The organism is Caloramator sp. CAR-1 (genome assembly GCF_030546345.1).
Lineage (GTDB): Bacteria > Bacillota > Clostridia > Clostridiales > Caloramatoraceae > Caloramator > Caloramator australicus.
The window spans coordinates 1-21,129 of record NZ_JAUONW010000022.1 but is presented as its reverse complement, the minus strand read 5'-3'; the positions used below and the strand labels follow the sequence as shown (position 1 = coordinate 21,129).

The following is a 21,129-nucleotide window of genomic DNA, read 5'->3' as shown; positions in this document are numbered from 1 at the left end:
TTGAAAAGGGGGATAATATGGCAAGAATAATAAAAGAAGCCTATACATTTGATGATGTTTTATTAGTTCCACAAAAGTCAGAGGTTCTACCAAAGGATGTTGATACATCAACTTATCTTACTAAAAAAATTAAATTAAATATTCCAATAATGAGTGCAGGTATGGATACGGTTACTGAAGCTAAAATGGCCATTGCTATGGCAAGGGAAGGCGGTATTGGAATTATTCATAAAAATATGTCCGTTGAAGAACAAGCTCTTGAGGTGGACAAAGTAAAAAGATCAGAACACGGCGTAATAACAGATCCCTTCTTCTTATCTCCTGAGGATACGATTCAAGATGCTGATAATCTAATGGCAAGATATAGAATATCAGGTGTTCCGATAGTTGTTGGCAGAAGGCTTGTTGGAATAATTACAAACAGGGATATTAGGTTTGAAAAGGATTATTCAAAAAAGATAAAGGAAGTTATGACAAAGGATAACCTTATAACTGCTCCTGTTGGAACAAGCCTTAAGGAGGCAGAGGAAATTTTGAGAAAACACAAGATAGAAAAGCTTCCTTTGGTAGATGAAGAGTTTAATCTTAAAGGCCTAATTACAATAAAGGATATCGAAAAGGCAGAGAAGTTTCCCAATGCTGCAAAGGATGAAAAAGGAAGGCTACTTGTAGGGGCAGCCGTTGGAGTTTCAAAGGATATGATGGATAGAGTAAAGGCCCTATATGAGGCTGGGGTTGATGTAATTGTGATAGACACAGCCCATGGACATTCAAAGGGGGTCTTAGATGCAGTTTACAATATTAAAAATCAATACCCAGAGCTACAAATAATAGCAGGAAATGTTGCTACAGCCGAGGCAACAAGGGACCTTATCCTGGCAGGGGCTGATTGCGTAAAGGTTGGAATAGGTCCCGGTTCAATATGCACAACAAGGGTTGTAGCAGGAGTTGGAGTTCCGCAGCTTACTGCTGTTATGGACTGTGCAGAAGAAGCGAAAAAATATGAGGTTCCAATAATAGCAGATGGAGGAATCAAATACTCTGGAGACATAGTAAAGGCCCTTGCTGCAGGTGCTGATGTTGTAATGCTAGGGTCTTTGCTTGCAGGATGTGCTGAAAGCCCGGGTGAAGAGGAAATATATCAAGGAAGAAGATACAAGGTTTATCGTGGAATGGGATCTTTAGGTGCAATGCAAAAAGGAAGCAAAGATAGATATTTCCAAGAGGATAGCAAGAAATTAGTTCCTGAAGGAGTTGAAGGAAGGGTTGCCTATAAAGGGCCTGTAGGTGATACAATATATCAGCTTGTTGGAGGCCTTAGGGCAGGAATGGGCTACTGCGGTGCAAAAAATATAAGGGAACTTCATGAAAAGGCAGTATTTGTTGTTCAAACATCAGCGGGACTTAGGGAGAGCCATCCCCATGATGTTCAAATAACAAAGGAGTCACCTAATTATACAACACTTTAGTGCCTGCCACTTGACATTTTGACTTTTTGACATTTCTATAAATTACCAAATTATTAGGAGGAGATTATGGAAAAGGAACTTGTAATTATAGTTGATTTTGGAGGGCAATATGCCCAGCTTATAGCAAGAAGAGTTAGGGAAAGCAGGGTTTACTGCGAAATAGTTCCCTATGATGAAGCGCTTGAAAGGATAAAAAAGGCAAATCCAAAGGGGATAATTTTTTCAGGAGGGCCAAATAGCGTTTATGATGAAAGGGCACCTAAAATAGATAAAGAAATATTTGAATTAAATATCCCCATTTTAGGTATATGTTATGGGGATCAGCTTATAGCAGAGAGCCTTGGAGGTAAGGTTGATAGGGCAGAGGTTAGGGAATATGGGAATACATTAATAAACTTTGATTTATCTTCTATGCTGTTTAAAGGCTTACAGGAAAAGGCTATATGCTGGATGAGCCATACAGATCAAATAGTAAAACTTCCTGAAGGTTTTAGAGTAACAGCATCAAGTGAAAACTGTCCTATCGCTGCGATGGAGGATGAAAAGAGAAAAATATTTGGCCTTCAATTCCACCCTGAGGTTCATCATACCCAATTTGGAAGGGAAATAATTAATAATTTCCTTTTTAATATCTGTAACTTAAGTGGAAGCTGGACAATGTCCTCCTTTGTAGATGACAAGATAAAGGAGATTAAAGAAAGAATAGGTGACAAAAGGGCAATTTGTGCTCTATCGGGAGGAGTAGACTCATCAGTTGCAGCTGTTTTGGTCCACAGGGCAATAGGAGATAACTTAACCTGTATTTTTGTAGATCACGGTCTTTTAAGGCTCAATGAAGCCGAGGAGGTCTATAGAACATTTAAGGAAAAGTTTAACATGAACCTTATAATGGTAAATGCAAAGGATAGATTTTTAGAAAGATTGAAGGGAGTTTCAGATCCGGAAAGAAAAAGAAAGATTATAGGCGAAGAATTTATAAGGGTATTTGAGGAGGAGGCAAATAAAATAAAGGGAGCTGAATTTTTAGTTCAAGGGACGATATATCCCGATGTTGTTGAAAGCGGAACAAAAACTTCAGCTACAATAAAGAGCCACCACAACGTTGGAGGCCTTCCGGAGGATCTTAAGTTTGAGCTTGTTGAACCCCTAAGGGAGCTTTTTAAGGATGAAGTTAGGGAAGTTGGAAGGCAGCTTGGAATTCCAGAGGATTTAATATCAAGGCAGCCCTTCCCAGGTCCAGGCCTTGCAATTAGAGTTTTAGGTGAAGTTACTGAGGATAAATTAAACATTTTAAGGCAGGCGGATTTTATATTTAGAGAAGAAATAAAAAAGGCAGGACTTCATAGAGATATATGGCAGTATTTTGCCGTTTTACCAGATATAAAAAGCGTTGGAGTTATGGGGGATGAAAGAACTTATGCCTATACGATAGCCCTAAGGGCTGTTGAGAGCGTAGACAGCATGACCTCCGACTGGTTTAGAATCCCCTATGAGGTGCTTGCAAGGGTCTCCTCAAGGATAGTAAACGAAGTTAAGGGAGTAAATAGAGTTGTATATGACATAACTTCAAAGCCACCTGCAACAATTGAATGGGAATAAAGTGCAGCGCTGCTGCACTTTATTTTATTATTGCTTTATCTTTTTCTAATATATGATTTACAAGCCAATCGGCGATGAAGTTGAAAATATCAAGAAGGTATTTATCTTGCTCCCCATCTATATTTTCAAGGTCTATACTTTGAATTTTTTCAATGAATTTTTGATGTTCTATTTTGTGCATAAAATATCCTTCATATCCTATTTCCTTCATAAATTTTTCTTCTTCTCCAAAATGATAGATAGTATAATCCTCAAGTTCCTTTAAAATTTCTACTATTTTGTCATACTTGTCCATATAAAATTGATTTTTAAGAGTATCATAGACTCTGCCGGCGATTTCAATCAAATGCTTATGCTGCTGGTCAATACTTTCTACTCCTATTGAATAATCTTCCCTCCATTTAATCATACGAGGCACCCCCATGAAATTAATAAACTAATTTAATGATAATTGATAAAATTACTTAAGTAAAGTTAATTTAGAAGTTTATTTTCATGAAGCATATATTCATTATAGATGTAATTTAAAGCTAGATTTTTAGCTCTATCGTATTCATTGAAAATCTTCTTTGCTCTTTCAACATCACCGAAAACCTTCCAATAACCACAAAGCTTAAAATCCTTTTCATCATTTATAAAGGCCATTACATCTTCCAGTGGAATACCTAAAAAAATTCCTATTTCATGGGGGCAGGAGAGGGTATATTTTTCTTTTAAAAGGTTTAAAATTTGGCTCAAAGTCATATCGTGCTTATATCCAAAGGTTGAAAGGAAAGAAATGTTTTCCCTAAAAACATTCAAAAAAAGGTCCTTTTTATAAAAAAGAACTACACATCTATTACTATTTTTAAAAAGTTCAAAGGTGTAGAGTCGAAACTTTTTCTGCAACTCTGCCTTTATCGAAGGCAATATCATGCAAAAGGATGGGTCTATATTGTCAAAATTAATTATAGTAGATGGTTTAGATGAAAAGATAGTAGGTGCAGCGTGATAAAGTATTCTACTTATTATGTAGGATCTATAATCGTATTTCTTTGTCTGATTAAACAAATTAAATATGGTCATTTTTACCCTCCATGTAATCTGCTAATTTTCCTGAGATTATTGGCCATGAGCGTCTGCAGTATATTACGTTGCAATGACAAAGATTGTTCTTTAGATTTGATACCAAGCAATGATTAATATAATCGGTTAAAACTATTACTATGTCATATTTACTGTTATTCAAGATACATCCCTTTATTTTGTCTTTAGCTTTTCTGCCACTGATATGTTCAATTATATTAAATCCCTTATCCTTCAATCCTTTTATTATAGTTTGCACTTTATCTCCACCTATTATAAGTGCGGACATAGAGAAACCTCCCTATATGATATTGATAATTATTGTCAATTACATTCTATAATTTTCTATTTCTTTTGTCAACTGGCACTATAATTGATTTTTCATATTTGGTATAATATAACAAAAATGCCTAATCTAAAGTTTATGAGGTGGGGTTATGGTGATAAAAAAAGTTAAATTAAGTTTATTTATTCTCGGAGCTTTATTTTTGGTATTATTAATTGGGATTTCATTTCACCATCACATACAAGATGTTTTATTAAAGGCACATAATAAGGATTTATCTGAACTTAGTATTGATGAAAAATTAGAGGATTTCGATTATTTATATAATGTTTTAAAGGATAACTATCCTTATTTAGAAGTTTCAAAAAGGAAAACTGGTTTTGACTGGCTTGAAAAAAGGGAGGAGTTTAAAGGGACAATTGCTAAAACAAAAAACAATGTTGAATTTTATTTTGCCATCGATGAGATTTTACATCTTTTACAAAATGCCCATACAAATATAATAGGCCCTGATAGATATGATATGTATAGGGAGTTTTATAAGGGATCAGGAAATTATTCCTGGAATAGGGTAATAAACAATAAAAATGTTGAAGCTAAATATAAAAAATGGACTATGATATTGCCTAAAAGTAAAAGGATTATTCCTATTGATTTTAAGTATGTGGAAGGTAAATATATAATATATTCAAACTTAGGCGATAAAGATTTTTTAAAACAATATGATATTCCAAGGTTTTCAACTTTGATTAGTATAGATGGTATTAAAGTAGATGAATATATAAAAAATAACATGAATAAAATGTATCTAACCTATGATTTTAAAAGAAACAAACTTAAAACAAATAACCTATTTATAACTTGTAATGATAATGAAAGGAAAGAATTACGATTTAAAACTTTAGATGGGAAGATAATTAAAAAGAAGTTAACTGGGATACAAGTTGAAAATACCAATAAATATAACATAAATACTGATAAAGTTTATGAAACAAAAATAATTCAAAAGGACAAAATTGCCTATTTAAAGGTTTGGTCCTTTTCATATGAATATGTTGAAAAGGATAAGGAAGGTATATATTCATTTTTAAAGAGCATAAAGGATTACCCATACCTCATAATAGACATAAGGGGCAATGGTGGTGGAAGCGAAGGCTATTATATGGAAAATATTGTCCCAGCACTAATAGAGAAACCTTTATCCACTCAATTTTATTGCCTTTATAGGGGAGGAGATTATATAAAACCCTTTTTAAAGTCAAGAAAAATAAGAACAAAACCAATAGAAAAACTTCCGGATGAATTAAATTATCCAGAAGAAACCAAAAATTTATTTAAAAGCTTTTTAGACTCAAAGGATGAAATAAGACCAAAGAATCCAGTTGGATTTAAAGGGAAAATATTTTTGCTGGTTGACGATTATGTTTATTCATCTGCCGAGGCCTTTGCGGCTTTTTGCAAAGCAACAAAATTTGCAACCTTAGTAGGAACAACAACAGGTGGTGATGGAATAGGAATGGACCCTGCGATTGTTTCTTTGCCTAACTCTGGACTTTTAATTAGGTTCCCCCTTGAAATGGGATTAAATCCCGATGGAACCCCAAATGAGGAATATCATACACAGCCAGATATTTATGTGGAACAAAGGTTTGATGATTTTGTTGAATATGTTAAATACAAAGAAAATCATTTTGATGTGATAAATCCCTACGATACAGTATTAAATTATGTGATTAAAATGATAAATGACCAATGATTTTGCTTGAATATAAAGTTAATTTTTTTTGGGGGTGTAAACATGAAAAAGGTTTTGACGATTGCAGGTTCGGATAGCTCAGGAGGAGCAGGAATTCAAGCGGACATAAAAACATTTTCAGCCCATCTTGTTTACGGCATGAGTGTTATAACGTCAGTTACTGCACAAAACACAAAAGGTGTTTTGGCAGCCTTTGATTTACCAAAGGAATTTATAGAAATGCAAATTAGAGCAATATATGAAGATATAGATGTGGATGCAGTTAAAATAGGCATGCTATCCTCAAGTGAAATCATAAAAACAGTAGCGAAGGCTTTAACCTATTACAATGCAAAAAATATAGTTTTAGACCCTGTAATGGTTTCTAAAAGTGGATTTAAGCTTTTAAAGGATGAAGCCATAAGCACACTAGTAGAGGATTTAATTCCTATATGCACCATAATTACTCCTAATATAGATGAAGCAAGTTTGATGGCTGGAATTAAGATAAAAAACATCGAAGATGTGGAAAAGGCTTGTAATAAAATATATGAACTTGGAGCAGAAAACGTCCTTATAAAGGGTGGGCATCTTGATGGTGAACCCATTGATGTTTTATATGATGGAAAGGATTTTACATATTTCAAAGGTAAAAGGATCATAAGTAAAAATACCCATGGAACAGGCTGCACTTTATCATCTGCCATAGCTTGTAATTTAGCATTAAGTTATTCAATAGTCGATGCAGTTAAAAGGAGTAAAGAATATATTCAAGGGGCAATTGAAAATTCCTTCAGCATTGGATACGGTGTTGGACCTATTGACCATTTTTTTAGATTTAGATTAAATAAAAATGATGAATGAATAATTATATAAAAAGGTTGCATACTAACCTTGAGGTGAGATGATGGATAAAAATAGAGTAAAGGAAATTCTAAATTCAACAAAAAGCATTGAAGTTCAATATGAAAATAAGCCTGTATGGATTGAAGAACTTGACGATACAAGAAACGTAGCAAAAGTAAGAAGGCTTGATAATGGAATGCACCTTACAGTATCGGTAAATGATTTGCATGAAACGGGGACGGTTCATTAACTTTAACCGTCCCCTATTTTTAAACTATCCTCAAACTCAAATCCAGCGATTTATATGAATGGGTTATTGCGCCTGTTGAAATAAAATCGACGCCTGTTTTGGCGATGTCGCCTATTGTGTTAAGATTGACGTTTCCAGAAACCTCTATTAAGGCTCTTCCATTTATAAGTTTTACTGCTTCCTTTATAAGTTCAAGATTCATATTGTCAAGCATTATTATATCAACATTGCAGCTTAGGGCTTCCTTTACCATATCTAAACTTTCCGTTTCAACTTCAATCTTTTTTAAATTAGAGTATCTTTTTCTTACAAGTTCTACAGCCCTTGTTATACTTCCTGCAGCTTTGATGTGATTGTCCTTAATCAGAATCCCATCGGAAAGGTTGAATCTGTGGTTTACTGCACCGCCCATCCTGGTTGCGTATTTTTCTAATATCCTTAGATTTGGCGTTGTTTTCCTGGTATCAAGCAAAACTGCCTTTGTTCCCTCAAGCTTTTTTACAAATTCCCTTGTAAGGGTTGCAATACCAGACATCCTTTGGATAAAATTTAGGGCAGTCCTTTCGCCTATTAAAATGTTTTTAGTTTTTCCTTTAAGTGTGCAAATTATATCTACTTTTTTAACTTCTTCTCCGTCCCTTTTAAAACTTTCAATTTCAACTTCGCCTAAAATCTCAAACACCCTTTTAAAAACGAATAGCCCTGCTAATACTCCATCCTCCTTTGCAATGAGGTTTGCTGTAGATAAAAGGTCGTCAGGGATTATCGCCTCAGTTGTTATATCCTCATAGGTAACATCTTCATTTAAGGCAGCCTGTATTAGTTTATCAATCATCGATAAATTCATCCTTAAGATCCCACCTTTTCTTTTTTAGTTCTTTTATAACAAGCCTTTTATTATCCCTTTCTAAATCTTCAACATTAATCAAATCATTTTTACAAGTCTTTATCAGCCTAATACTATCTATATTTTTATTTATATCCTCCGCAGCCCTTCTTGAAAAAACTAGCCCCTCAAGAAGGGAATTGCTGGCAAGCCTGTTTTCACCGTGGACTCCTGTGCAGGATACCTCACCTACGGCATAAAGGTTATCCATTGATGCTTTTGAAAAAAGGTTAACTTCAATTCCTCCCATAAAATAATGTTGTGCCGGGGCGACAGGGATTAAATCCTTAGTTATATCTATTCCCCTTTTTAAACATTCGTTGTATATATTAGGGAATCTATCCTTTAAGTAGGAGCTGTTAAGGTGCCTTGCACTTAAAAGGACATAGGGCTTCATTGACCTTTTTATTTCCTCTAATATCCTTAAAGAAACCTCGTCCCTTGGTAAAAGCTCGTCAACGAATCTTTCACCCTTATGGTTTAAAAGGACTGCGCCTTCCCCCCTTAGGCTTTCCGAAATTAAAAATCTTCTTTCATCCTTTTCCTCGTAAAGGGCGGTAGGGTGAAATTGGATAAACTCGATATCTTTTATTTTAACACCATGCCTTATAGCAACGGAAAGACCATCTCCCGTTAAAATCCTTTGATTGGTTGAATTTTTAAAAAGGCCTCCAATGCCACCGGTTGCAAGGATTGTAACCTTTGAATAGATATTAAGGCACTTTCCATCCTTTATAAATATCCCGCCAAGGCATCTGTTACCTTCAGATAAAATGTCTATTAGCTTCGAATTTTCATATACTTTAATATTTTTTCTTTTTAATATATTTTTAATAAGAGCTTTTGCAACGCCTTTACCTGTCCAGTCCTTAACATGAACTATCCTATTGGTGCTGTGGGCACCTTCCTTTGTAAATAAAAGCCTTCCATCGATATTGTCAAACTCCACGCCAAAATCGATGAGCCTTTTTATATTTTCCATCGATTCTTTTGCCAAAACCTTTACTGCCTCCAAATTGTTTTTGTAATTTCCAGCCCTTAGAGTGTCCTTAATGAAAGATTCTATATCCTCCTCATCCTTTGCAGTTGAAATACCTCCCTGGGCAAGATAGGTGTTGGTTTCCTTAAGCGTTGTTTTAGAAACTAATATAATATTAAGATCCCTTCTTAAATTTAACGCTGCATAAAGTCCGGCGACTCCACTTCCGACTATTAAAACATCACAACTTATCATTATATCACCTTGCAAGCATTAGCATATTTTCAAGGGCTCTTTTAGCTCCCCTTGCGATTTCTTCGTCAACATGGATTTCATATCTTGAATATAAAAGGCTCTCATAAACATCTATAAGCCTTGTTTTTTTCATGTTAGGGCAGGTTGCTGTAAGGCCTGGGATAAAAAAGTTTTTATTTGGGTTTAGTTTTTTTAAGGTGTGGATTACTCCTTCTTCAGTAGCTATAAGATAGTTTTTATAATTAGTTTTAGTGGCATAATCTATTATCTCCTTAGTGCTGCCTATAAAATCAGATATTTCCCTAACATCCCTTTCACATTCAGGGTGAGTAAGAACTACTAAATCTTTAATTTCTTCCTTCAAAGAAAGGATATGCTCTTTAGAAATTTTACGGTGTGTTGGGCAAAAACCAGTCCAAAGGATTATTTCCTTTTCTGGAACCTGTTCTTTTACAAATTCCCCAAGGTTTTTATCAGGAAGAAAAACAATTTTTTTATTTTCTATCCTTTTTATTATCCTAATAGCATTTGACGATGTTACAACAACATCGCAAAGGGCCTTAACCTCAGCGCTTGTATTTATATAGCAGACAAATGTTGCATCTGAATTTTTTTCTTTAAATCTTTTTAATTCATCAATATCCACCATCTCAGCTAAAGGGCATCCTGCATCTTTAACGGGAAGAAGGATTTTCTTGTCAGGTGATAGAATTTTAGCACTCTCAGCCATAAAGTCAACGCCGCAAAATACTATTGTCCCTTTATCTGAATCCTTTGCCACCTGACTAAGGTAAAAGGAATCGCCAACGAAATCGGCAATATCTATAACCTCAGGCCTTTGATAGTTATGGGCAAGGATTAGAGCATCCTTTTCTTCCTTAAGTTTCTTTATTTCCTCTATCATCATTACACCTTCCTTTACATCTGTATATACAATATTATATATAAGCGATACAGCAATAGCAACTTTACTTGAGTTATTTTGCCATAAAAGTTTGGTTATTTATAATATTTACAAAATATTGTTATCTATGAGATAATTTGAATAAAAGTTTATAAAGGGGATGATTTAATGTTTTTAAACCCAATAATAACCCTTATATTTTTTCTTATAAAGATCGCAATCCTATATTTTGTAATTTATCAAGCAGTTAAACGCGCAATTGAAGAAAACCTAATAAACATGGAGGATAGCATAAAAAGGGCTGTCAGGGATGTTTTAAGGGAGCAGGAATATAGAAATAATGACAACTAAAGGAGGACTAATATGGAGAGAAAATGGTGGAAGGAAGGCGTTGTTTATCAAATCTATCCAAGAAGTTTTTATGATTCAAACGGGGATGGAATTGGAGATTTAAAGGGGATAATAGAAAAGCTTGATTATCTTAAGGAGCTTGGGGTGGACATAATTTGGCTAAATCCAATATGTAAATCCCCAAATGCTGACAATGGATATGATATAAGCGACTATTATGATATTATGGATGAATTTGGAACTTTGGAGGATTTTGAAAAGCTACTTGATGAGGCACATAAAAGGGGAATCAAAATCATTATGGACCTTGTTGTAAATCACACTTCAGATGAACATATATGGTTTATAGAATCTAGAAAATCAAAGGATAATCCATATAGAGATTTTTACATATGGAGAAAAGGGAAAGACGGCAATCCGCCAAACAACTGGACATCAGCCTTTTCAGGTTCTGCATGGCAGTATGATGAAAACACCGATGAATACTATCTTCACCTATTTGCAGTAAAGCAGCCGGACCTTAATTGGGATAATGAAAATGCAAGAAAAGAAGTATACAAAATGATGAGGTGGTGGCTTGATAAGGGGATAGACGGATTTAGAATGGATGTTATAAACTTTATTTCAAAGGTTGAGGGATTTCCTTATGATTACGATGCAGAAGAAAAGGGTGAACAACCAGGCTTTAAATATTACGCCAATGGACCTAAGGTTCATGAATATCTGCAGGAGATGAATAAGGAAGTTTTATCAAAATACGATATAATGACGGTTGGAGAAACTCCAGGGGTTACTCCTGAGGTTGGAAGGCTTTATGTGGATTACGATAGAAATGAGCTTAATATGATATTCCATTTTGAACTAATGGATATAGACTCAGGTAAAAACAAATGGGATGTAAAGCCGTGGAAGCTTACTGATTTTAAAAGGATTATGTATAAGTGGTATGAAGGACTTAAGGAAAAGGGATGGAATTCAGTTTATTTAAACAATCATGACCAGCCAAGGCTTGTTTCAAGGTTTGGTGACGATAAAGAGTATAGAATAGAGTCTGCAAAGCTTCTTGCGACCTTTATCCACACTTGGCAGGGAACACCCTATATTTACCAAGGAGAAGAAATAGGAATGACAAATGTAAGATTTGAATCAATAAATGATTACAGGGATATTGAAACTTTAAATTGGTATAATGAGATGCTCCAAAAGGGTAATGACCCTAAACACCTTTTAGAGGCAATTTATAAAAAGGGAAGGGACAATGCAAGAACTCCTATGCAGTGGGATGACAGCGAAAATGCAGGATTTACCAAAGGAACACCTTGGATTAAGGTTAACCCAAATTATAAGGAGATAAACGTTAAAAAAGCCCTTGAAGATAAAAACTCGATTTTCTATTACTATAAAAGGCTAATCGAACTTAGAAAACAATACCCAGTAATAGTCTACGGTGACATAAAACTTCTATTTGAAGATGACGAAAGAATTTTTGCCTATACAAGGCATTTTGAAGATGAAAACCTATTAGTTTTTATGAATTTTTCAAAGGATGAAGTTGAGGTAAATCTTCCAAAGGATTTATTAGGAAAGGATATGAAACTTTTAATCAGCAATTATGAAAAAGAAGAATTGAAGGAAAATATGCTCTTAAAGCCTTTCGAGGCAAGGGTATATCTATTTTAGAGGTTGAAGTTTCAACCTCTTTATTTTATTATTTTAGTTATGAGAAATTTTGAATAGGAGGAAAAAGAATTGTTTAAGGCGGTTTTGTTTGATCTTGATGGAACTTTAATCGATACTAATAATCTTATTTTAGAATCCTATAAGCATACCTTTAAAAAACATTTAGATTATATTCCAAATGACAATGAAATTGTTAAATATTTTGGTGAACCCCTTAAAATAACATTGTCGAGATTTGACAGTGAAAGAATTGAAGAGATGTATAGAACGTATGTAGAATATAATGAAATGAATCACGACAGCATGGTTAAAGAGATGGATTATGCAAGGGAAACGTTGGAGGAGCTAAAAAGTAAAGGAATACTTCTTGGTGTTGTAACGTCTAAAAGAAGGATAATGGCAGAAAGAGGCCTTAGATTATTTAATCTTTTGGATTATTTTGATGTTGTAATAACTCCAGAGGATACAGTAAAGCACAAGCCAGATCCTGAACCTATTTTAAAGGCCTGTGAAAAGTTAAAATTTGAGCCAAAGGATGTATTATTCGTCGGTGATTCCAATTTTGATATCCTTTGTGGAAAAAATGCCGGCGCCAAAACATGCCTTGTAAAATATACTATGCTAGATTTAGAAGAGCTTTTAAAATTTGAACCAGATTTTGTAATAGAAGATTTAAGGGATATTTTAGAATTTTTTAAGGCACCTTAAAGGTGCCTTAAAATATCAAGTGTTATATTAAGAAAAGTGATAAGATAAAAACTGTAATTATTGTAACAATGCCCATCAAAAGTGTTGCAATTGTTTGAGTTTTATAAGCTGTATTAACATCCATTCCACCAAATTGTGATACTACCCAGAAGTAACTATCATTTGCATGGCTTACAGTCATAGCGCCTGCCCCTATTGCCATAACAACTAAGGTTTTAGCAATGTCGGAAGTAAAACCAAGTGAAGGTAATAAAGGTAGCATTAAGGCTGATGTTGTTAATAAAGATACCGTAGATGATCCTTGTGCTGTTTTAATTGCAGATGCAATTATAAATGGAAGAAATATCCCAAGATTTAACCCTGCTAAAGTTTGTCCTAAATAATCACCAACTTTTATTTCTTTAATAACATTTCCTAAAGAACCTCCAGCTGCTGTAATTATTAAAATTATAGCTGAATCTTTCATTGCTTCTCCAATCCATTTATTTAAAGTTTCAGAATTTAAATTAGGTAATAATAAGAATGCAAAGAACATACCAATAAGTAAAGCGTTTACTGGTGTTCCAAGGAAAACAAATAACTTAAAAATAAAACCTTGCCCGAATGGTTCACCTGGAAACTTAGCAACTGAACCAAGAGCCATTAATATTATTGGAACAACAATGGGTGCAAATGATTTCCAAGCACTTGGAAGTATGCCAAATTTTTTCATAACTTCTTCGTAATTTATATCTTCTTCAATATTTGCTTTATATTTTGATGCGACTTTATTTGCAAAAATATTACCAGTTATTATTGCAGGGATAGCGACAAGCATACCTATTATAATTACTAATAATAAATTATCGAGTTTCAAATTAGACGCTGCTGCAATTGGTCCAGGTGTTGGAGGAACTAATACATGAGTTGCATACAATCCAGTTGATAGAGCTATTGACATAGCAACTAATGAGGTTTTAGTCTTTTTAGCCAAAGCTTTATTTAATGATGAAAGTATAACAAATCCGCTATCACAGAAAACTGGAATTGAAACAATATAGCCAATGATGCTCATAGCAATTGTAGGTCTTTTTTCACCAACGAGTTTTATAATTGTCTCTGCCATTTTAATTGCTGCTCCTGATTTTTCAAGAATTGTTCCAATGATAACACCAGCAATGATTACTATTCCTATGTTTGTTAATGTGTTACCAAATCCTTGGGTTATAATTGCTGCGATTTTATCTGATGGTATAAATGCTGCAAATGCCAAAAGATATGATGTGAGAATAAGAGAAAGAAATGGATTGAGCTTGAACTTTGCTGTAGTGATTACAATAAACAAGATAGCTAGAAAAAGGATGAATACTAAATACGGACCTGACATTAAAAACCCCCCTTTATTTTTAAGCCTTAACGGCTTTAATTAACCTAAAAATCCTTTCAGATGTTTTAATTAATAATTCAGGCGCTGTTATAAGTGCATCATCAAGTTCCATTGGTTTATCAATAATTGAAAAAATACTATTAATCCCCATGCTATATAATTCTTGATTATCTTCAACTGAACCAGCTATTACAATTAAAGGTTTATTATATTTTTGACACAATTTTGCAACTCCGGCAATTGTTTTGCCAAATACTGTCTGATAATCTATCTTACCTTCACCTGAAATAACAATATCACTTTGTTTTATTTTTTCTTCTAGTTGAAGTGTTTCAATAACAATTTCAACACCACGTTTAAGCTTAGCGTTTAAAAAAGCTAAAAGTCCAGCACCAAGTCCACCTGCAGCACCAGAACCAGGTATGTCTATAATTTTTTTGTTGTATTTTTTTTCTAACAAAATTCCATATGATTTTAGTCCAGAATCCAAAATTTCAATCATTTCTTTTGTTGCACCTTTTTGAGGGCCAAACACTCTTGATGCTCCTTTATCACCAATTAAAGGATTATTAACATCACAAGCTACTATAAATTCACATTCTTTTATTCTTTCATCAATATTAGTATCATCTATTGAGTATATTTTAATTAATTCCTTACCGCCGAATTCAATTTCATGATTAAATTTGTCATAAAATTTAACTCCAAGAGCCATAGCCATACCTATTCCACCATCGTTAGTAGCACTGCCACCGATACCGATAATAAATTTTCTGCACCCTTTATCAAGTGCGTCTTTTATAAGCTGACCTGTTCCATATGTTGTTGTTAACATTGGATTTCTTTCTTCTTGATTCAAAAGATACAATCCTGAAGCTGCAGCCATTTCAATTACTGCTGTTTTTGCATCTCCTAATATTCCATAAAAACTTTCTATATCACGCATTAAAGGATCTTTAGCAATTGTTTTAATTATTTTTCCGCCTGTTGCGTCTACTAAAGATTCAACTGTTCCTTCGCCACCATCAGCCATAGGAACCTTTTCGATTTTTGCTTCAGGATAAACTTTCAATATTCCTTTTTCAATATTTTCAGCAACTTTTAATGCAGACAAACTTCCTTTAAATTTATCGGGAGCTATTAATATACGCATACTACCACCACCGTAATATATTGTATTTAAAAATTTATTTTTTTAAAATATTCAAAAAGCATAATATTGTAAGCTAAAAGTTTTATTTATTTTAGACTAATATAACAAAATCCCCTTATGGGGATAATTCATATATCATTATAGCTATATATAATTTCATACATTCGCTTGGAATTGTTATGTCAATGTCAAATTCATCTTTAATCTTATTTATTCTATATATAACGGTATTTCTGTGAACATATAAATTTTTAGAAGTTTTATCAATATTCATTCCACTTTCAAAATATATCTTAACTGTTTTAATTAATTTTTTGTGTTTATCATTTAAAATATTAGTATAATCTTTTAAGTATAAATTTTTGTTCATTTCATTTAAATCATTTAATAATAGCTCAATAGAATAATTATTATAACTTAATATTTCTTTGTTGATTTTTCTTCCTATATCGATTAATTTGTTTGCAATTAAAAATGACACATAATAATCTGAAAGACTATTGCAAGTTGGTCCAATGCCAAAAATAAACTTAAGCTTGAATTTTGATATCATTTCACTTTGCACATATTTACAAAAAGAATAAGCATCTTTATGACTAGAAACTATTAAAAATCTATCCTCGTTAAAGTTGAAAACTACATCATTAATTTCAAGTTTTTTTCTTAAAAAATCAACTATATTTTCCTTTAATTCTTGAACCTCTACTTCTTTTAAGTTATTAGTGTAAATAAATTCGCTAAATCCAATTATATCAGCAACAATTAATGTTTTTTCTCTATTAATATCAAATCCAATCAATTCTGCACGACCTTTAAGTATTTCAAGTTCATCTTCTTTTATGTTTTTATTATTAATTAATTCTTTAATAAAACTTACAATTGCTCTAAAGTGTAATGTTTCATATTTTTTGTTTTCATATTCTTGAATCATAAGTTCAACCAATTCTTTTATTATTTTTCCATATCCTATTATTTCATTAGGTTCGCCTGTTATACCAACTACTACAATTACTTCGTTATTATAAAATATTGGTATATTAATTCCTTTTTTTGTTCCTTTATAAAAATCGATATTTTTATCATCAATTATAACATCGATTTTTTTTAATGCTGCAATTTTTGCACCTTCATGAATTGTTCCAATCCTACTTGAATCACCAGATGCAATAATTATTCCCGATGTATCCATAATATTTATATTTTTACCCAGAATGTTTATAAGCTTATTTACAATTTTTTGATAATCTTCATTGCTTAACATTTTTATCCCCCTAATTTAAAATTAAAAATTAAGGTTTATTAAAATACTTTAGATAATAATATTTTAAATAAACAATAAAAATGTTTAAAGGGAAAAATTAGTTAATGTAGAAAATATTAAATAGATAAATTTTAAATTTTATAGAAGGTGAAGGATATGGATAAATATTTATGCGGTATTGACCTTGGGGGAACCAAAATAAATACCATATTAATGACTAATGAAGGGGAAATAATTTCCACTTATACCCTACCAACTTTAGCCCATGAAGGCCCTGAAAAAGTTATTCAAAGAATGAAGGAAACGTTATATAAAGTATTAAAAGATGCTGAAATTAATATTTCAGATTTAGAAGGTATAGGGGTGGCATCGCCGGGACCGTTAGATGCAAAAAAGGGAATTGTTTTAAATCCTCCAAATCTACCAGGATGGAGTGATATTCCTTTAGCTAAAATATTAGAGGATGAGTTTAAAAGGCCTATAAAGCTTCAAAACGATGCCAACTGTGCTGCTCTAGCTGAATACTTTTTTGGTGCTGGCAATGGGACAAAAAATTTTGTGTATATAACTTTAAGCACAGGAATAGGCGGAGGAGCAATAGTAGATGGTAAACTATATGATGGGGCAAACTCCAACGCAGCAGAATTTGGACATGCAAGTATAAATTTTGACGGTGAAATGTGCCACTGCGGAAACTACGGTTGTTTTGAAATGTATGCATCGGGAACAGCCCTTGCAAAATTTGCAGAGGGAGAAATAGAAAAGGGAAGAGAAAGCGTTATAAAAGATATAGCAAAGGATAGAAAAATAACTGCAAAGGATGTTTTTGAAGGCTACAAAATTGGGGATAATTTAGCAAGGGAGCTTATTGAAAGGGAAGCCTTTTATCTTGGTGTTGGAATTGCAAATATAATTATGAATTACAATCCAGAGGTTTTAGCAGTAGGCGGGGGAGTTTCCAATGGTTTTGATATACTTTATACTATAATGATTAAAACAATAGAGGAAAGATGTTATAAGGCAAGTTTTAAAGCATGCAAAATTGTAAAGGCAGAACTTGGCCAAAATTCTGGTGCAATTGGTGCTGCCCTTTTAAATATTAATTTTTGAAAAATTAAAAAAATTTTATTGACTTTGGGCTAAAATCGTATTATTATTAATTTCAAATTATATAAAAGCCAAAATCAATGCGTGAAAGAAGTAGGCATAGTTGGTAGTTACAGCGAGTTGGGGATGGTGGAAGCCCGATACGATCCATTATGCTGAATGGGTTCACAAGATGCAGGGTGAAATAAAGTAGCCCGCGCCGGATTTCCCACGTTACAGGGATAGGATGTGTTGGCATCCGAAAAAGATGAGCATTTTGCTCAATTTAGGTGGCACCGCGAAGGCACTTCGCCCTAAAAAGGGTTAAGTGCCTTTAATTTTTTTAAGGGGGTTCAATTATGAAAAGGGAAAAGTTTTCTTCAAGTTTGGCGGTTTTTTTGGCTACATTAGGTTCTGCTATAGGTTTAGGCAATATATGGAGATTTCCATATATTATCGGAATGAATGGAGGAGGCGCATTTTTATTTGTTTATTTGATATGCGTTTTAATAGTTGGAATCCCTGTTATGATAAGCGAATTTTTCATAGGAAGAAAAACAAGATTAAATCCTGTTTTAGCCTTTGAAAAGCTTGGAGGGAAAAAATGGAGAATAGTAGGTTACATGGGTATTTTAGCCTCCCTATTAATCATGTTTTTCTATAGTGCTGTGGCGGGATGGGTTTATTCCTATACATTCAAAAGTTTAATTGGAAAATTTAATGGAGTTACATTAGAATCCTCAAGGGATATATTTATAAATATGATAACAAGCCCTAAAGACGTTATCCTATGGCAATTAACTGCTCTTTTAGTAGTCGCCATAATACTTATGATGGGAGTCAAAGGAGGAATAGAAAGGGCAACAAAATTATTAATGCCTGTCCTATTTATCCTGATTTTAATTTGTGACATAAGAGCATTGACTTTAGAAAACTCATACGAGGGAATCAAATTTTTGTTTGCTGTAGATTTTTCAAAGCTCAAGTCAAGCAGCATATTAACCTCCTTAGGACTCTCGTTTTTTAAGCTATCTTTAGGTGTGGGGACAATGATAACCTATGCAAGTTACTTTACTGATGATAATGATTTAATGTCAACATCTTTAAACGTTGCATTATCAGATACATTAATATCCCTTCTTGCAGGGCTTGCGATATTTCCAACAGTTTTTGCTTTTAAAATGGAACCATCCTATGGTCCAGGGCTATTGTTTATAACAATTCCGCTTATATTTTCAAAATTACCCTTTGGGAACGTTCTTTTATTTATGTTTTTCTTATTAACGTCTATTGCGGCAACAACTGCAATGCTCTCCTTAGTTGAAGTTTCAGTTGCATATCTTATAGAAGTTAAAAAAATAGATAGAAGAAAAAGCGTTTTAATTACTACTATCTTCATTGTATTATTTGGAAGTTTAGCAGCTCTTTCGGTTGAAGGAAATGTTTTATCAAATGTAAAGCTTTTAGGAAGGACTATTTTTGATATATTCGACTATTTATCCTCTAACATTCTCTTGCCATTAGGTGGAATTTTGATTTCTGTTTTTGTTGGATATTTTGCAAGATCTGAAGAAGTTTTTTTAGAAATGTCAAAAGGAAATGGGAATAAAAACATAATTTACATCAAGGGCGTATTATTCGTTTTAAAATTTATAACACCGATTTTGATATTAGTGATATTTGTTAGGGGATTATTTTAAAGTTTTAAGACAAGTTTAATTAATAAATTTTTATGTTATGTGATATAAATTACATTTTTAACCATAGAAAGTGCTATAATAAAATCAAAACCAATAAAAGTAGTAAGGTTTTGGAGGGATTTTTAATGAGTGAACAATTTATAAAAAACATTGAGCATAAGGCAATACTTGAAATGGAAAGTCTTGTTCAATATCAAGAGGGGACGGTTGTTAGTAGAACCTTAGCCCAAAGCAAAGCCCACAGTGTTACTTTATTTGCCTTTGACAAGGGGGAGGAAATTTCAGCCCATTCTGCTCCGGGAGATGCCCTTGTATATGTTTTAGATGGTGAAGCAGAAATTACAATTGGAGATGAAAAGTTTTACTTAAAGAAGGGCCAAACAATAGTAATGCCAGCCAATATTCCCCATGCCCTCTTTGCAAAGGAAAGGTTTAAAATGCTTCTTATAGTGATTTTCCAATAATTATTAAAAAAGGGTTGTTTCAAGATTTTGAAACAACCCTTTTAAAAATTATTTTGCAATTTTAAGCTTTAGTTTAAATAGGTCTTCTTCAGTTTGATGTTCTTTATGCTTAAGGAAAATTATATCTTCAGTCATGTTTTCCAGTTTCATATAAATTTCAGTATGTCTTGTAGCGTTTATGGCTTCTATATCATTAATTTTCTTTTCAATATTATCGAGTTTTTCAATGACTTTTGTAAGTTGAACTTCTACATTTTCTACTCTTTGTTCTAATTTTATTTGGTTAGCCTTAAGGTCGGCGATGTCGCTTTGCATTTGTGTTTGATTAGCCTTAAGATCGTTAATGTCTTTTTGCATTTGAGCCTGGTTAGCCTTAAGGTCGGCGATGTCGCTTTGCATTTGTGTTTGATTAGCCTTAAGATCGTTAATGTCTTTTTGCATTTGAGCCTGGTTAGCCTTAAGGTCGGCGATGTCGCTTTGCATTTGTGTTTGATTAGCCTTAAGATCGTTAATGTCTTTTTGCATTTGAGCTTGGTTAGTCTTAAGGTCAGCGATGTCGCTTTGCATTTGTGTTTGATTAGCTTTAAGATCGGCAATGTCGTTTTGTATTTGTTTTTGGTTAGCTTTAAGATCAGCGATGTCGCTTTGCATTTGAGCTTGAACATTTTCTATTTTATCGAGTTTTTCTAATATCAAATTTAATATTTTTTCCATTAATCCTTCACCTCCAAAGAGCTATTTTTATTATACAATAAATATTCAATTTTAGAAATAAGCTTATTTCTTTGATAGTGTCAAGATATTGTAGGTTAATTTTTATAGACAACCCCTTAAATTAGCTAGTTTCAAGGCGTTTGTTAAATTTAAAAAACTTAAATTATATTTTCATATTTTATTGATTTTAATATCCTGTAAATTGGCGTTACTTTCCCTATGTTCAATATCGTTATATTATTCATAACTTCACGTGAAGATTTATTTATCTTTCTTATCGCTTCTTTTATTTTCTTCTTACTTACCTTGAAGGCTTTTTCATCTTCCTTAAACACACTTATTTCCCTTAAATTTCCTCCATTCTTGCTAAAT

Annotated in this window: 21 protein-coding genes and 1 pseudogene; 11 read left to right on the top strand and 11 right to left on the bottom strand. The window is 33.0% G+C overall.

What is annotated here, in order from left to right:
* The first annotated feature begins 17 nt into the window (after positions 1–17).
* Positions 18–1,469 carry an IMP dehydrogenase gene (gene guaB, locus Q3V94_RS06805; RefSeq protein ID WP_303526244.1) on the top strand — a complete coding sequence of 484 codons (1,452 nt, stop codon included), beginning with the start codon at positions 18–20 and terminating at the stop codon, positions 1,467–1,469.
* A 66-nt stretch (positions 1,470–1,535) separates the two neighbouring features.
* Complete coding sequence (gene guaA / locus Q3V94_RS06800) at positions 1,536–3,068, top strand: glutamine-hydrolyzing GMP synthase (RefSeq protein ID WP_303526242.1); 1,533 nt, start codon at positions 1,536–1,538, stop codon at positions 3,066–3,068.
* A gap of 19 nt (positions 3,069–3,087) precedes the next feature.
* Here guaA and Q3V94_RS06795 read toward each other — a convergent pair whose 3' ends face one another.
* From Q3V94_RS06795 to Q3V94_RS06785, 3 genes are all read right to left on the bottom strand, one after another.
* A complete protein-coding gene (locus Q3V94_RS06795; protein WP_303526239.1) occupies positions 3,088–3,477 on the bottom strand; it encodes a bacteriohemerythrin in 390 nt (129 codons plus the stop codon).
* A gap of 65 nt (positions 3,478–3,542) precedes the next feature.
* Positions 3,543–4,133: a DUF3793 family protein gene (locus Q3V94_RS06790; RefSeq protein WP_051004387.1), complete on the bottom strand. Its 591-nt coding sequence runs from the start codon at positions 4,131–4,133 to the stop codon at positions 3,543–3,545.
* Positions 4,120–4,422 carry a DUF2325 domain-containing protein gene (locus tag Q3V94_RS06785; RefSeq protein ID WP_040306073.1) on the bottom strand — a complete coding sequence of 101 codons (303 nt, stop codon included), beginning with the start codon at positions 4,420–4,422 and terminating at the stop codon, positions 4,120–4,122. The genes Q3V94_RS06790 and Q3V94_RS06785 overlap by 14 nt, the downstream gene beginning before the upstream one ends.
* A gap of 148 nt (positions 4,423–4,570) precedes the next feature.
* Between Q3V94_RS06785 and Q3V94_RS06780 the strand changes: the two genes are divergently transcribed.
* From Q3V94_RS06780 to Q3V94_RS06770, 3 genes are read left to right on the top strand one after another with little or no spacing between them, the layout of a single operon-like run.
* Positions 4,571–6,175, top strand: a complete 1,605-nt coding sequence (locus tag Q3V94_RS06780; RefSeq protein ID WP_303526233.1) for a S41 family peptidase — start codon at positions 4,571–4,573, stop codon at positions 6,173–6,175.
* Positions 6,176–6,217: 42 nt separating this feature from the next.
* On the top strand, positions 6,218–7,018 hold the full coding sequence (thiD, locus tag Q3V94_RS06775) for a bifunctional hydroxymethylpyrimidine kinase/phosphomethylpyrimidine kinase (RefSeq protein ID WP_303526231.1): 801 nt from the start codon (positions 6,218–6,220) through the stop codon (positions 7,016–7,018).
* Between the two features lie 43 nt (positions 7,019–7,061).
* Positions 7,062–7,250, top strand: coding sequence for an H-type small acid-soluble spore protein (locus tag Q3V94_RS06770; RefSeq protein ID WP_008908452.1), 189 nt, complete (start codon positions 7,062–7,064; stop codon positions 7,248–7,250).
* Between the two features lie 19 nt (positions 7,251–7,269).
* Here the strand turns inward: Q3V94_RS06770 and nadC are convergent, their stop codons facing one another.
* The 3 genes from nadC to nadA are packed head-to-tail and all read right to left on the bottom strand — an operon-like array spanning position 7,270 to position 10,277.
* Positions 7,270–8,097 (bottom strand): carboxylating nicotinate-nucleotide diphosphorylase, encoded by an 828-nt coding sequence (gene nadC / locus Q3V94_RS06765; RefSeq protein WP_303526227.1) that lies wholly within the window; start codon positions 8,095–8,097, stop codon positions 7,270–7,272.
* On the bottom strand, positions 8,078–9,370 hold the full coding sequence (locus Q3V94_RS06760) for an L-aspartate oxidase (protein ID WP_303526225.1): 1,293 nt from the start codon (positions 9,368–9,370) through the stop codon (positions 8,078–8,080). The genes nadC and Q3V94_RS06760 overlap by 20 nt, the downstream gene beginning before the upstream one ends.
* A gap of 4 nt (positions 9,371–9,374) precedes the next feature.
* Positions 9,375–10,277 carry a quinolinate synthase NadA gene (gene nadA, locus Q3V94_RS06755; RefSeq protein ID WP_303526223.1) on the bottom strand — a complete coding sequence of 301 codons (903 nt, stop codon included), beginning with the start codon at positions 10,275–10,277 and terminating at the stop codon, positions 9,375–9,377.
* A 165-nt stretch (positions 10,278–10,442) separates the two neighbouring features.
* On the opposite strand from nadA, the gene Q3V94_RS06750 reads away from it, so the two are divergent.
* From Q3V94_RS06750 to ppaX, 3 genes are all read left to right on the top strand, one after another.
* The gene (locus tag Q3V94_RS06750) at positions 10,443–10,625 is read left to right on the top strand and encodes a hypothetical protein (RefSeq protein WP_303526221.1); all 183 of its coding nucleotides are present in this window, start codon (positions 10,443–10,445) and stop codon (positions 10,623–10,625) included.
* Positions 10,626–10,637: 12 nt separating this feature from the next.
* Positions 10,638–12,305 carry an alpha-glucosidase gene (locus tag Q3V94_RS06745; RefSeq protein WP_303526218.1) on the top strand — a complete coding sequence of 556 codons (1,668 nt, stop codon included), beginning with the start codon at positions 10,638–10,640 and terminating at the stop codon, positions 12,303–12,305.
* A 69-nt stretch (positions 12,306–12,374) separates the two neighbouring features.
* Complete coding sequence (gene ppaX, locus Q3V94_RS06740; protein ID WP_303526217.1) at positions 12,375–13,013, top strand: pyrophosphatase PpaX; 639 nt, start codon at positions 12,375–12,377, stop codon at positions 13,011–13,013.
* 22 nt (positions 13,014–13,035) lie between these two features.
* Here ppaX and Q3V94_RS06735 read toward each other — a convergent pair whose 3' ends face one another.
* The 3 genes from Q3V94_RS06735 to Q3V94_RS06725 form a co-directional block, all read right to left on the bottom strand.
* Positions 13,036–14,379: a GntP family permease gene (locus Q3V94_RS06735; protein ID WP_303526214.1), complete on the bottom strand. Its 1,344-nt coding sequence runs from the start codon at positions 14,377–14,379 to the stop codon at positions 13,036–13,038.
* Positions 14,380–14,398: 19 nt separating this feature from the next.
* Positions 14,399–15,532 carry a glycerate kinase gene (locus Q3V94_RS06730; RefSeq protein WP_303526212.1) on the bottom strand — a complete coding sequence of 378 codons (1,134 nt, stop codon included), beginning with the start codon at positions 15,530–15,532 and terminating at the stop codon, positions 14,399–14,401.
* A gap of 115 nt (positions 15,533–15,647) precedes the next feature.
* Positions 15,648–16,793, bottom strand: coding sequence for a sugar diacid recognition domain-containing protein (locus Q3V94_RS06725; RefSeq protein ID WP_303526211.1), 1,146 nt, complete (start codon positions 16,791–16,793; stop codon positions 15,648–15,650).
* 156 nt (positions 16,794–16,949) lie between these two features.
* On the opposite strand from Q3V94_RS06725, the gene Q3V94_RS06720 reads away from it, so the two are divergent.
* The 3 genes from Q3V94_RS06720 to Q3V94_RS06710 all read left to right on the top strand — a co-directional run bounded on the left by Q3V94_RS06720 (position 16,950) and on the right by Q3V94_RS06710 (position 20,043).
* Positions 16,950–17,903, top strand: coding sequence for an ROK family protein (locus tag Q3V94_RS06720; protein ID WP_303526210.1), 954 nt, complete (start codon positions 16,950–16,952; stop codon positions 17,901–17,903).
* Between the two features lie 335 nt (positions 17,904–18,238).
* Entirely contained in the window at positions 18,239–19,579 is a 1,341-nt protein-coding gene (locus tag Q3V94_RS06715) for a sodium-dependent transporter (protein WP_303526208.1), read from the top strand.
* A 125-nt stretch (positions 19,580–19,704) separates the two neighbouring features.
* On the top strand, positions 19,705–20,043 hold the full coding sequence (locus Q3V94_RS06710) for a cupin domain-containing protein (protein ID WP_274766243.1): 339 nt from the start codon (positions 19,705–19,707) through the stop codon (positions 20,041–20,043).
* A gap of 48 nt (positions 20,044–20,091) precedes the next feature.
* On the opposite strand, the gene Q3V94_RS06705 is transcribed toward Q3V94_RS06710, so the two are convergent.
* Positions 20,092–20,757, bottom strand: a complete 666-nt coding sequence (locus Q3V94_RS06705) for a hypothetical protein (RefSeq protein ID WP_303526204.1) — start codon at positions 20,755–20,757, stop codon at positions 20,092–20,094.
* Positions 20,758–20,915: 158 nt separating this feature from the next.
* A pseudogene (locus tag Q3V94_RS06700) lies at positions 20,916–21,129 on the bottom strand (UPF0236 family protein); the annotation flags it as partial.

Coding starts and splice junctions, on each gene's coding strand:
- guaB (WP_303526244.1), top strand. CDS start 18: ATGGCAAGAATAATAAAAGAAGCCTATACATTTGATGATGTTTTATTA.
- guaA (WP_303526242.1), top strand. CDS start 1,536: ATGGAAAAGGAACTTGTAATTATAGTTGATTTTGGAGGGCAATATGCC.
- Q3V94_RS06795 (WP_303526239.1), bottom strand. CDS start 3,477: ATGATTAAATGGAGGGAAGATTATTCAATAGGAGTAGAAAGTATTGAC.
- Q3V94_RS06790 (WP_051004387.1), bottom strand. CDS start 4,133: ATGACCATATTTAATTTGTTTAATCAGACAAAGAAATACGATTATAGA.
- Q3V94_RS06785 (WP_040306073.1), bottom strand. CDS start 4,422: ATGTCCGCACTTATAATAGGTGGAGATAAAGTGCAAACTATAATAAAA.
- Q3V94_RS06780 (WP_303526233.1), top strand. CDS start 4,571: ATGGTGATAAAAAAAGTTAAATTAAGTTTATTTATTCTCGGAGCTTTA.
- thiD (WP_303526231.1), top strand. CDS start 6,218: ATGAAAAAGGTTTTGACGATTGCAGGTTCGGATAGCTCAGGAGGAGCA.
- Q3V94_RS06770 (WP_008908452.1), top strand. CDS start 7,062: ATGGATAAAAATAGAGTAAAGGAAATTCTAAATTCAACAAAAAGCATT.
- nadC (WP_303526227.1), bottom strand. CDS start 8,097: ATGAATTTATCGATGATTGATAAACTAATACAGGCTGCCTTAAATGAA.
- Q3V94_RS06760 (WP_303526225.1), bottom strand. CDS start 9,370: ATGATAAGTTGTGATGTTTTAATAGTCGGAAGTGGAGTCGCCGGACTT.
- nadA (WP_303526223.1), bottom strand. CDS start 10,277: ATGATGATAGAGGAAATAAAGAAACTTAAGGAAGAAAAGGATGCTCTA.
- Q3V94_RS06750 (WP_303526221.1), top strand. CDS start 10,443: ATGTTTTTAAACCCAATAATAACCCTTATATTTTTTCTTATAAAGATC.
- Q3V94_RS06745 (WP_303526218.1), top strand. CDS start 10,638: ATGGAGAGAAAATGGTGGAAGGAAGGCGTTGTTTATCAAATCTATCCA.
- Q3V94_RS06735 (WP_303526214.1), bottom strand. CDS start 14,379: ATGTCAGGTCCGTATTTAGTATTCATCCTTTTTCTAGCTATCTTGTTT.
- Q3V94_RS06730 (WP_303526212.1), bottom strand. CDS start 15,532: ATGCGTATATTAATAGCTCCCGATAAATTTAAAGGAAGTTTGTCTGCA.
- Q3V94_RS06725 (WP_303526211.1), bottom strand. CDS start 16,793: ATGTTAAGCAATGAAGATTATCAAAAAATTGTAAATAAGCTTATAAAC.
- Q3V94_RS06720 (WP_303526210.1), top strand. CDS start 16,950: ATGGATAAATATTTATGCGGTATTGACCTTGGGGGAACCAAAATAAAT.
- Q3V94_RS06715 (WP_303526208.1), top strand. CDS start 18,239: ATGAAAAGGGAAAAGTTTTCTTCAAGTTTGGCGGTTTTTTTGGCTACA.
- Q3V94_RS06710 (WP_274766243.1), top strand. CDS start 19,705: ATGAGTGAACAATTTATAAAAAACATTGAGCATAAGGCAATACTTGAA.
- Q3V94_RS06705 (WP_303526204.1), bottom strand. CDS start 20,757: ATGGAAAAAATATTAAATTTGATATTAGAAAAACTCGATAAAATAGAA.